The following is an 11,456-nucleotide window of genomic DNA, read 5'->3' on the forward strand; positions in this document are numbered from 1 at the left end:
CCGCCCGCGGCTGACCTGCTGCGCTGTCCGCCTCGCGGCCGCACGGCCGTGGACGAACGGCAGCGATGCCCGGCACTCATCCCGGCCCCGGCCGGACCAAACTTTTGACCGATCAACTTCGAACAGGACGGGACTGATGGCCGACGCACCCTCAGGAAACGCTGACAACAAGGCCGCGGACGCATTCCTGGCGGGCGGCTCCCTCCGGCACGCCCCGGGGCCGTACTTCGGCAGCTACGGCGGACGCTGGATGCCCGAGTCCCTGATCGCAGCCCTGGACGAACTCGAGGAGACCTTCGACAAGGCGAAGAACGATCCCGAATTCCGGGCCCAGATCGCAGACCTGAACAAGAACTACTCGGGCCGCCCCTCGCTGCTGACCGAAGCCAAGCGGTTCTCCGAACACGCCGGGGGAGTGCGGGTGTTCCTCAAGCGCGAGGACCTCAACCACACCGGATCGCACAAGATCAACAACGTGCTGGGCCAGGCCCTGCTCGCCAAGCGCATGGGCAAGACCCGCGTCATCGCCGAAACCGGCGCCGGCCAGCACGGTGTGGCCAGCGCAACGGCCGCCGCCCTGATGGGGCTGGAGTGCGTGGTCTACATGGGCGCCGAGGACTGCCGCCGCCAGGCGCTGAACGTGGCCCGGATGGAACTGCTGGGGGCCACCGTCATTCCCGTCACCAGCGGCTCACAGACCCTCAAGGACGCCATCAACGAGGCCCTGCGCGACTGGGTGGCGAACGTGCACAACACCCACTACCTGCTGGGCACCGCTGCGGGGGCCCACCCGTTCCCCGCCATGGTCCGCTACTTCCACGAGGTCATCGGCGAAGAGGCGCGCGCGCAGATCCTGGAGCAGGAAGGGCGCCTCCCGGACGCCGTGTGTGCCTGCATCGGCGGCGGATCCAACGCCATCGGCATCTTCCACGGTTTCCTCGATGACCCCTCGGTCAAGATCTACGGCTTCGAAGCCGGCGGCGACGGCGTGGACACCGGACGCCATGCCGCCACCATCACGTTGGGCAAGCCCGGCGTCCTCCATGGCGCCCGCTCCTACCTTATGCAGGACGACGACGGCCAGACCATCGAGTCGCACTCCATCTCCGCGGGCCTCGACTACCCGGGTGTGGGGCCGGAGCACTCCTACCTCGCCGACATCGGGCGGGTGAACTACGAGCCCATCACGGACGGCGAGGCCATGGAGGCCTTCCGGCTCCTCTGCCGCACGGAGGGCATCATCCCCGCCATCGAGTCCTCGCACGCCCTGGCCGGGGCCATCAAGGTGGGCCAGCGCCTCGCCGCGGAGGACGCCGCTGCCGCGCGGGACAAGATCGTGATCGTGAACCTGTCCGGCCGTGGCGACAAGGACGTGGCCACCGCCGCCGAGTGGTTCAACCTGTTGGACAAGGATTCCGCGGAATCGGAAATCGGCAAAGAGGGAGAGCAGTTGTGAGCAGCGCGCAGATGACGGGCAAGGCACAGACGACCAGCAAGTCGGCGGCGGCCATCGACAAGGCCCGCGCCGAAGGCCGTGCAGCGCTCGTCGGCTACCTGCCCGCCGGCTACCCCTCCGTGGAGGAAAGCATCGCCGCGGGCATCGCCCTGGCGGAGAACGGTGCCGACCTGATCGAAGTCGGCATCCCGTACTCCGATCCCGTGATGGACGGGCAGGTCATCCAGGCCGCCACCACGCAGGCGCTGGCCAACGGCTTCTCCGTCCGGCAGGTCTTCGACGTGGTCGCCGGCATCACAAGCAAGACCGACGCCGCCGTCCTGGTGATGACGTACTGGAACCCCGTGGTCCGGATGGGCGTGGACGAATTCTCCCGTCGCCTGGCCGAGGCCGGGGGAGCCGGGCTCATCACGCCCGACCTCATCCCGGACGAGGCCGACGAATGGATGGCCGCCTCGGACAAGTACGGGCTGGACCGCGTGTTCCTCGTTGCGCCGTCGTCCACTGCCGAACGCATGCAGCGGACCGTCGACGCCAGCCGCGGCTTCGTCTACGCCGTCTCCATCATGGGCGTCACCGGTGCCCGTTCCTCAGTGAGCACCGCCGCCCGGAACGTCGTGGCCGCGGCGCACGCCGCCGGGGCGGAGCGCGTGTGCGTAGGCCTGGGCGTCTCCAACGCCGACCAGGTCCGCGAAATCGCCGCCTACGCCGAGGGCGTCATTGTGGGCACCGCATTGGTGTCCGCACTGGGTACCGGCGGCGTGGACGCCGTCGGCTCCCTTGCCAGGGAGCTCAGCTCCGGGCTTGCCAGGGAAGAAGCGTAACCAATGCAGAGCCTCCTCCAGGCAGCAGCCCTGGTACCCGCCAGCATTCCCAGCCCGGACTGGTCCGGATTCGACATCCCCCTGCCGTGGGGGACGCTGCGCATCCACGCCTACGCCCTCTGCATCCTGGCGGGCATCGTGGCGGGTCTCTGGCTGACCTCGGTCCGCTGGGCCAAGCGCGGCGCGCCTGAGGGAAGCGTCTGGGACATCGTGGTCTGGGCCATTCCGTTTGGCATCATCGGCGGCCGCCTGTACCACGTGTTCTCGTCGCCCGACGCCTACTTCGGTCCCGGCTTCGACGGCACGGGCGACCTTTCCCTCATCCCGCAGATCCAGCGCGGCGGCCTGGGAATCTGGGGTGCCGTGGTGCTCGGCGTCCTGGGCGCGTGGATCGGCTGCCGCCGTGCAGGCGTCAGGCTTCCCGCTTTCATGGACGCCGCCGTGCCGGGCCTGCTGCTGGCCCAGGCCATTGGCCGTTGGGGCAACTGGTTCAACCAGGAACTCTTCGGCGGGCCCACCACGGTGCCGTGGGGCCTGGAGATCGACGCTGACAACGCGAACTTCCCCGCGGGCGTTCCCGCCGGGACCCTGTTCCACCCGACGTTCCTGTATGAATCGCTCTGGAACCTTGCCGGCGTCGCGCTCCTGCTCGTCCTGGACCGCAGGTTCAACTTCCGCCGCGGCCGGCTGTTCTGGCTGTACGCCATGTACTACACCCTGGGACGGGTGTGGATTGAGGCCATGCGGATCGATGACGCGGAGCAGATCTCGCTCTTCGGCCTCACCACCCGGCTCAATGTCTGGACCAGTATTTTCGTCTTTGTGACTGCGCTGGTGGTCTTCATCCTGCTGGGCAGGAAGGGCCGCCCGGAGCCCGATACCGTCTATCTTCCGGGGCGGGAACCGGCGGAACCGGCCGTCACCGGCGACGCTGGAGCCACCGAAGACGGGGTCCGTGATACGGACCCGGTTGTCTCAGATAGTGAAGCGCGTGATAATCTCCCTGATAACCAAAACGGTTCCAGGCTCGATTCCGCCCCCACGGAAGAGGCCACGGCGGCACCCTCCGGCGCAATGCCCGGGACGGATGCCACCGCTGCCGGACACTCCGGCAGCACAGCCACAGGATCCGCATCGGAGGCCGGCACCAGCAAGTAAGCGCCGGCCACACGAGGGCAGCAGAGCCACCGCTCGGAGCTCCCGGAACCACAATGTCGTGGCATGGGGCCCCACCCGCGCAGCATAGAGCTGCTGCCGGCTGGAGCCTTGGGCAGGGGCCTCTGCAACCGTTAGTTCAGCAGGCCGGGCTGACCTACAATTTCCATGTAGTAACACTTTGTTGTGCCCATCATCTGGGGCCTGACGAGTGGGGCCAATGGTGTCCCTTCCATACGCACGATCAGGAGGAAGGACGTCTTCCATGACCCAAACTCTGCACACTCCCAGCTGGTCCGAACCGGATCAGCCCGAGGCTGCCTTGTCGCCGTTCAAGCGCTTCGCAGCCCTGCCGGAGGCCGCCGGGCTCTACAACCCCGAGCAGGAGAAGGACGCTTGCGGCCTTGCGATCATCGCAACGCTCCGCGGCGAACCCGGGTACGACATCGTTGACGCCGCACTCACCGCCCTGCGCAACCTCGAGCATCGTGGTGCCGTGGGCGCCGATGAAGGCACCGGTGACGGCGCCGGCCTCCTGATGCAGATCCCGGACGAGTTCTTCCGGGCGGTCACCGAGTTCGAACTTCCCGCTCCCGGCCAGTACGTGGCCGGCACGGCGTTCCTGCCTGCTGAACGGCGGGAAGCCGATGCCGCGAAAGCCGGCATCGAGGGGCTAGCCGCAGACGAGGGCCTGAAGGTCCTCGGCTGGCGCGAAGTGCCCGTCGTCGCCGACTTGGTGGGCGCGATGGCCCGCGCCTGCATGCCCTACTTCTCCCAGCCCTTCCTCGGGTCCGCCACGGGCGAGGAACTGGACCGCAACGAACTCGATGCCCGCGCCTGGCGTATCCGCAAGCGCGCCCAGAACAAGTTCGGCGTCTACTTCCCGTCGCTGTCCTCGCGCACCATCGTGTACAAGGGCATGCTCACAACCGCCCAGCTGGAGCCCTTTTACCCGGACCTCTCGGACAAGCGCTTCAAGACCAAGCTGGCTATTGTCCACTCGCGCTTCTCCACCAACACGTTCCCGTCCTGGCCGCTGGCGCAGCCCTTCCGTACCATCGCCCACAACGGCGAGATCAACACGGTCAAGGGCAACCGCAACTGGATGCGCGCACGGCAGTCCCAGCTGGCCAACCCGCTGCTCGGCGACGCGCCCGAAGAGCTGTACCCCATCTGCACGCCCGGCGCCTCCGACTCCGCATCGTTCGACGAGGTGGCGGAACTCCTGTGGCTCTCCGGCCGCCCCATCACGCACGCGATCATGATGATGATCCCGGAGGCATGGGAAAACCACGCCACCATGGATCCGGCCCGCCGCGCGTTCTACGAGTACCACTCGCTGCTGATGGAGCCGTGGGACGGCCCCGCCGCCGTGTCCTTCACCGACGGCAACCTCGTGGGCGCAACCCTGGACCGCAACGGCCTGCGTCCCGGCCGCTTCTGGATCACCGAAGACGGCCTGATCGTCTTCGCGTCCGAGGTGGGCGTCATCGACGTCGAACCTTCCAAGGTGGTCAAGAAGGGCCGCGTCTCGCCCGGCAAGATGTTCCTGGTGGACACCGACGCGGGCCGCATCATCGATGATGAAGAGGTCAAGGCAGAGGTTGCCGCCGCCAACCCGTGGGCAGACTGGGTCAAGGACAACCTGATCGACCTGAACGACCTTCCCGAGCGCGAGCACGTGGTCCACACGGCCGCGTCCGTGAACATCCGCCAGCGCACCTTCGGCTACACCACCGAGGAACTGAAGATCCTGCTGGGCCCGATGGCCCGCACCGGTGCCGAACCGCTGGGCGCCATGGGTTCCGACACCCCGGTTGCCGTGCTGTCCAAGCGCCCCCGGCTGCTCTTCGACTACTTCGTGCAGTCCTTCGCGCAGGTCACCAACCCGCCGCTGGACGCCATCCGCGAAGAGTTGGTCACTTCCCTGACGTGCGCCATCGGCCCCACCGGCAACCTGCTGGATACCAAGCAGGTCCGCCAGCAGCAGGTCCAGCTTCCGTTCCCCGTGATCAACAACGACCAGCTGGCCAAGATCGCCAACATCGAGGACGCCGACGGCAACCGCGTGGCCATGAGGGTCCGCGGCCTGTACCGCCCCGAGGGTGGCGAGAACGCCCTGCGTTCCCGGCTTACCGAGATCTGCGAGCAGGTTTCCGGCGCCATCAACCGCGGCGTGCAGTACATCGTGCTCTCGGACCGTGACTCCAACGCGCAGTGGGCACCCATCCCGTCCCTGCTCCTGGTCAGCGCCGTGCACCACCACCTGCTCCGCAGCGCCAACCGCACCAAGACCGCCCTGGTGGTCGAGGCAGGCGACGTGCGCGAAACGCACCACGTGGCCGTGCTCATCGGCTACGGCGCGTCCGCCGTGAACCCGTACCTGGCCATGGAATCCGTGGAGCAGCTGATCGCTGCCGGCGACGTCACCGGCGTCACCCCGCAGGACGGCGTCTACAACCTGATCAAGGGCCTCGGCAAGGGCGTCCTGAAGATCATGTCCAAGATGGGCATCTCCACCGTGGCGTCCTACACCGGCGCCCAGACCTTCGAAGCGCTCGGCCTCGGCCAGGAGTTGGTGGACGAATTCTTCGCCGGCACCCACTCCCAGCTGGGCGGGGTGGGCCTGGACGTCATCGCCGCCGAGGTCTCGGCACGCCACCAGATGGCGTACCCCGAGGGCGGCATCGAGCAGCCCCACCGCCCCCTGTTGGGCGGCGGCGAGTACCAGTGGCGCCGCGACGGCGAACCACACCTGTTCAACCCGGAGACGGTCTTCCGGCTGCAGCACGCCACCCGCGAACGCCGCTACGACATCTTCAAGGCCTACACCAAGGGCGTGGACGACCAGTCCAGCAACCTGATGACGCTGCGCGGCCTGCTCAAGTTCAAGAACGACCGCCCGGCGGTTCCGCTCGAGGAAGTTGAGCCCGTTTCCAGCATCGTCAAGCGGTTCTCCACCGGCGCGATGAGCTACGGCTCCATCTCGCAGGAGGCCCACGAAACGCTGGCCATCGCCATGAACCGGCTGGGCGGCAAGTCCAACACCGGTGAGGGCGGCGAGGACGTGGACCGCCTGATGGACCCGGAGCGCCGGTCCGCCGTCAAGCAGATCGCCTCCGGACGTTTCGGCGTGACCAGCCTCTACCTGACCAACGCCGACGACATCCAGATCAAGATGGCCCAGGGCGCCAAGCCCGGTGAAGGCGGCCAGCTGATGGCGCAGAAGGTCTACCCCTGGGTGGCCCGCACCCGCCACTCGACCCCCGGCGTCGGCCTGATCTCCCCGCCGCCTCACCACGACATCTACTCGATCGAGGACCTTGCGCAGCTCATCTACGATGCCAAGCGCGCCAACCCCTCGGCCCGCGTGCACGTGAAGCTGGTGTCGGAAGTCGGGATCGGCACCGTGGCGTCGGGCGTGACCAAGGCGAAGGCCGACGTCGTGCTTGTCTCCGGCCACGACGGCGGAACCGGCGCCTCGCCGCTGAACTCGCTCAAGCACGCCGGTGTCCCGTGGGAACTCGGCCTCGCCGAGACGCAGCAGACCCTGATGCTCAACGGCCTGCGCGACCGCGTGGTGGTGCAGGTTGACGGCCAGCTGAAGACCGGCCGCGACGTTGTGATCGCAGCCCTGCTGGGCGGCGAGGAGTTCGGCTTCGCCACCGCCCCGCTGGTGGTGGAAGGCTGCATCATGATGCGCGTCTGCCACCTGGACACCTGCCCGGTGGGCGTTGCAACGCAGAACCCGGAGCTCCGCGCCCGGTTCACCGGCAAGCCCGAGTTCGTGGTCAACTTCTTCGAGTTCCTGGCGGAGGAAGTCCGAGAGATCCTGGCCGAGCTGGGCTTCCGCAGCCTGGAAGAGGCCATCGGCCACGCCGAGGTCCTGGACACCCGCGACGCGATCGACCACTGGAAGGCCGACGGCTTGGACCTGGACCCGATCCTGCACGGGCTCGAGTTCGACGACGACGCTCCGCTGCGCAACATGACCGGCCAGAACCACGAGCTGGACAAGCACTTCGACCAGCGGCTGATCACCATGTCCACTGAGGCCCTGACGGACCGCAGCCCGGTGAAGATCACCGTGGACGTCATCAACACGGATCGCTCCGTGGGCACCATGCTCGGCCACGTGGTCACCAAGACCTTTGGTACCGACGTGCTTGCCACGGACACCATCGACGTCACGCTGAACGGTACCGCCGGACAGTCCCTGGGCGCCTTCCTGCCCGCAGGCATCACCCTGCGGCTGTACGGCGACTCGAACGACTACGTGGGCAAGGGCCTCTCCGGCGGCCGGATTATCGTCCGCCCGGACCGCACCAATGTGTTCAAGGCGGAGACGAATGTCATCGCCGGCAACGTCATCGGCTACGGCGCCACCAGCGGCGAGATGTTCCTGCGCGGCCAGGTGGGCGAACGCTTCCTGGTCCGCAACTCCGGTGCCACCGCCGTCGTCGAAGGCATTGGCGACCACGGCTGCGAGTACATGACCGGCGGCCAGACCCTGATTATCGGCCGCACCGGCCGCAACTTCGGCGCCGGCATGTCTGGCGGTACCGCGTACGTCCTGGACCTGGATACCGCCAAGGTCAACAAGGACGCCCTGCAGTCCGGCGAACTCCAGCTCCGCGAGCTGGACGCCGAGGACCGCGACATTGTGCACGGCCTGCTGGTCAAGCACGTTGAAGAAACTGACTCCCAGCTGGCTGCGCGCCTCCTCGAGAACTTCGACGACACCGCCGCCCGCATCACCAAGGTGCTGCCGCGCGACTACGCGGCCGTGCTGCAAACCCGTCTCGACGCCATCGAAGAGGGCCTTGACCCCGACGGCGAAGAAGTATGGTCTCGAATCCTGGAGGTGACCGGTGGCTGATCCACGCGGATTTCTGAAAGTACGCCAGCGTGAAACCCAGCCGCGCCGTCCCGTTCCCGTCCGCATCATGGACTGGAAGGAAGTCTACGAAGCGCAGGAAAAGGGCACCCTGAAGGCCCAGGCCGGCCGCTGCATGGACTGTGGCGTCCCGTTCTGCCATCAGGGCTGTCCGCTGGGCAACCTGATTCCCGAGTGGAACGACCTCATGTGGCGGGACAAGGGCGAGGAAGCGATCGAGCGGCTGCATGCCACGAACAACTTCCCCGAATTCACCGGCCGGCTCTGCCCCGCCCCCTGTGAGGCGTCCTGCGTGCTGGGGATCAACCAGCCTGCAGTCACCATCAAGCAGGTTGAGGTGTCCATCATCGACGAAGCGTGGGACAACAACTGGGTCCACCCGCTGCCGCCGGCGCGCCTCACCGGCAAGACGGTGGCCGTCGTAGGCTCCGGCCCCGCCGGCCTGGCCGTGGCCCAGCAGCTCACCCGCGTGGGCCACACCGTTGCCGTCTACGAACGCGATGACAAGATCGGCGGCCTGCTCCGCTATGGCATCCCGGACTTCAAGATGGAAAAGGAGCAGGTGGACCGCCGCGTCGAGCAGATGAAGGCGGAAGGCACCCGCTTCCGGACCGGCGTCGCCGTCGGCACCGACGTGACGTGGGAGCAGCTGCGGCGCCGCTACGACGCCGTCGTGGTGTGCACCGGCGCCACCGTTCCGCGCGACCTGCCCATCCCGGGCCGGGACCTGGACGGCATCCACTTCGCCATGGACTACCTGGTGCCGGCCAACCGCGCCGTGGCGGGGGAGACCATCGAAAACCAGATCCACGCCCAGGGCAAGCACGTGGTGATCCTCGGCGGCGGCGACACCGGCGCCGACTGCCTCGGCACCGCGCACCGGCACGGTGCTGCGTCCGTGACCACGCTGGCCATCGGCAAGCAGCCGCCGGCCGAGCGCGCCGCGCACCAGCCCTGGCCGACGTTCCCCACCCTGTTCGAGGTGGCCAGCGCCCACGAGGAAGGCGGTGAGCGCACATACCTCGCCTCCACCGTCGAGTTCGTGGGCGAGGACGGCAAGCTGACCGGCGTCAAGGTCGCGGAGACCGAATTCGTTGACGGCAAGCGCCTTCCCAAGGCCGGCACGGAACGCATCATCCCCGCGGACCTGGTGTTCCTGTCGCTGGGCTTCACCGGCGCCGAGCCTGCGGGCATCACTGAACAGGTGAAGGCCGAATTCGACGGCCGCGGCAACGTGGCACGCGACGGCTACTACATGACCAACACCGAGGGCGTTTTCGTGGCCGGCGACGCCGGGCGCGGACAGTCCCTCATCGTGTGGGCCATCGCCGAAGGCCGCGCAGCGGCTGCCGCCGTGGACAAGTACCTGATGGGAAGCACCATCCTTCCCGCTCCCGTCGCGCCGACGGACCGCGCCATCGCCGTCCTCTAGCGCTGCACCTGCGGGCAGAAGTTCACCCCCGCGACAACTTAACCAATGCAAGTGACCAATAGGGTAGGTATATGAGACGCGCAAAAATTGTGGCTACTTTCGGCCCGGCGATTGCCAGCTATGAAAACACCCTCGCGGTGCTGGAAGCAGGTGTTGACGTCGCCCGGATGAACATGAGCCACGGCGACTACACCGTGCATGACAACACCTACGAAAACGTCCGCAAGGCGGCAGCGGACCTGGGCAAGGCCGTGGCCATCATGGCCGACCTCCAGGGTCCCAAGATCCGCCTGGGCCGTTTCGTTGACGGCCCGCACGCCCTCGCCGTCGGTGACACCTTCACCATCACCACCGAGGATGTTCCCGGCACCAAGGACATCTGCTCCACCACTCTGAAGAGCCTCACCGAGGACGTCAACGTGGGCGACGCACTGCTGATCGACGACGGCAAGGTGGCCCTGCGCGCCGTAGCTGTCGACGACGTCAAGGTGGTCGCCGAGGTGACCGTGGGCGGCATGGTGTCCAACAACAAGGGCATCAACCTGCCCGGCGTGGCCGTGAACGTGCCGGCGCTGAGCGAAAAGGATGAGGACGACCTGCGCTGGGCGATGCGCCGCGGCGTGGACCTGGTGGCCCTGTCCTTCGTCCGTGACGCCTCGGACATCACGCGGGTGCACGAGATCATGGACGAGGAAGGACGACGTGTGCCGGTCATCGCCAAGATCGAAAAGCCGCAGGCTGTTGACCAGCTGCCGGAAATCATTGACGCGTTCGACGCGATCATGGTTGCCCGTGGCGACCTGGGCGTGGAGCTTCCTTTGGAGGAAGTGCCGATCGTGCAGAAGCGCGCCATTGAGCTGGCACGCCGCTGGGCCAAGCCCGTCATTGTGGCCACCCAGGTCCTGGAGTCCATGATCGACAACCCGCGCCCCACCCGTGCGGAGGCCTCCGACTGCGCCAACGCCGTGCTGGATGGTGCCGACGCCGTCATGCTGTCCGGTGAGACCAGCGTGGGCAAGTACCCGATCGACACGGTCAAGACCATGGCCCGGATCATCGAGTCCACCGAGGTCCACGGCCTGGAGCGCGTCCCCCCGCTGGGGACCAAGCCCAAGACCCGTGGCGGCGCCATCACCCGTGCCGCCGTCGAAATCGCCGACCAGCTGGACGCAAAGTACATCTGTGCGTTCACACAGTCCGGCGACTCGGCCCGCCGCCTGTCCCGCCTGCGCCCGATCAAGCCGGTGTTCGCGTTCACTCCCGTGGAGCAGGTCTGGAACCAGCTGGCGCTGACGTGGGGCATCCAGCCGGTCCTGGTGCAGATGGTGGACCACACCGATGCCATGACCGCGCAGGTTGACCGCAGCCTCGAAGAAATGGGCCTTGTGCAGGACGGTGACCTTGTGGTCATCGCCGCCGGTTCCCCTCCCGGAAAGGCCGGTTCCACCAACTCGCTGAAGGTCCACAAGGTGGGCGACCTTGCCGACTCCACCCGCGCGGGGGATGTCATCAGCAACAAGGAAAAGCTCGGCCCCTGGCCGGAAAGGAAGAAGAAGGCTTAGCCTTTCTGACCACGAAAAGGACCCCTGCCGGTTTGAACTGGTCCCCGATAGTTGGACTGGCCAAATAAGATCCTAAGCCGCGAGGGCCTGGGTTCGGTATTGCACCGGGCTCAGGCCCTCGAGCTTTGTT

6 protein-coding genes are annotated in these 11,456 nt (G+C 67.2%); all 6 read left to right on the plus strand.

The genetic code is table 11. From position 1 onward, the window contains the following. Positions 1-136 precede the first annotated feature (136 nt). The 6 genes from trpB (at position 137) to pyk (ending at position 11,326) form a co-directional block, all read left to right on the plus strand. The gene (trpB, locus tag AC5RTT_RS18350; RefSeq protein ID WP_494146392.1) at positions 137-1,456 is read left to right on the plus strand and encodes a tryptophan synthase subunit beta; all 1,320 of its coding nucleotides are present in this window, start codon (positions 137-139) and stop codon (positions 1,454-1,456) included. A gap of 11 nt (positions 1,457-1,467) precedes the next feature. Continuing rightward, positions 1,468-2,280, plus strand: coding sequence for a tryptophan synthase subunit alpha (gene trpA, locus AC5RTT_RS18355; protein ID WP_494146395.1), 813 nt, complete (start codon positions 1,468-1,470; stop codon positions 2,278-2,280). A 3-nt stretch (positions 2,281-2,283) separates the two neighbouring features. Continuing rightward, positions 2,284-3,438: a prolipoprotein diacylglyceryl transferase gene (lgt, locus tag AC5RTT_RS18360; protein ID WP_494146393.1), complete on the plus strand. Its 1,155-nt coding sequence runs from the start codon at positions 2,284-2,286 to the stop codon at positions 3,436-3,438. A gap of 262 nt (positions 3,439-3,700) precedes the next feature. After that, entirely contained in the window at positions 3,701-8,314 is a 4,614-nt protein-coding gene (gene gltB, locus AC5RTT_RS18365; protein WP_494146394.1) for a glutamate synthase large subunit, read from the plus strand. After that, a complete protein-coding gene (locus AC5RTT_RS18370) occupies positions 8,307-9,764 on the plus strand; it encodes a glutamate synthase subunit beta (RefSeq protein WP_494011074.1) in 1,458 nt (485 codons plus the stop codon). The genes gltB and AC5RTT_RS18370 overlap by 8 nt, the downstream gene beginning before the upstream one ends. A 71-nt stretch (positions 9,765-9,835) precedes the next feature. Then, positions 9,836-11,326, plus strand: coding sequence for a pyruvate kinase (pyk, locus tag AC5RTT_RS18375; protein WP_494011075.1), 1,491 nt, complete (start codon positions 9,836-9,838; stop codon positions 11,324-11,326). The last annotated feature ends 130 nt before the right edge of the window (positions 11,327-11,456 follow it).

It is taken from the genome of Arthrobacter sp. Y3221157 (assembly GCF_059089865.1).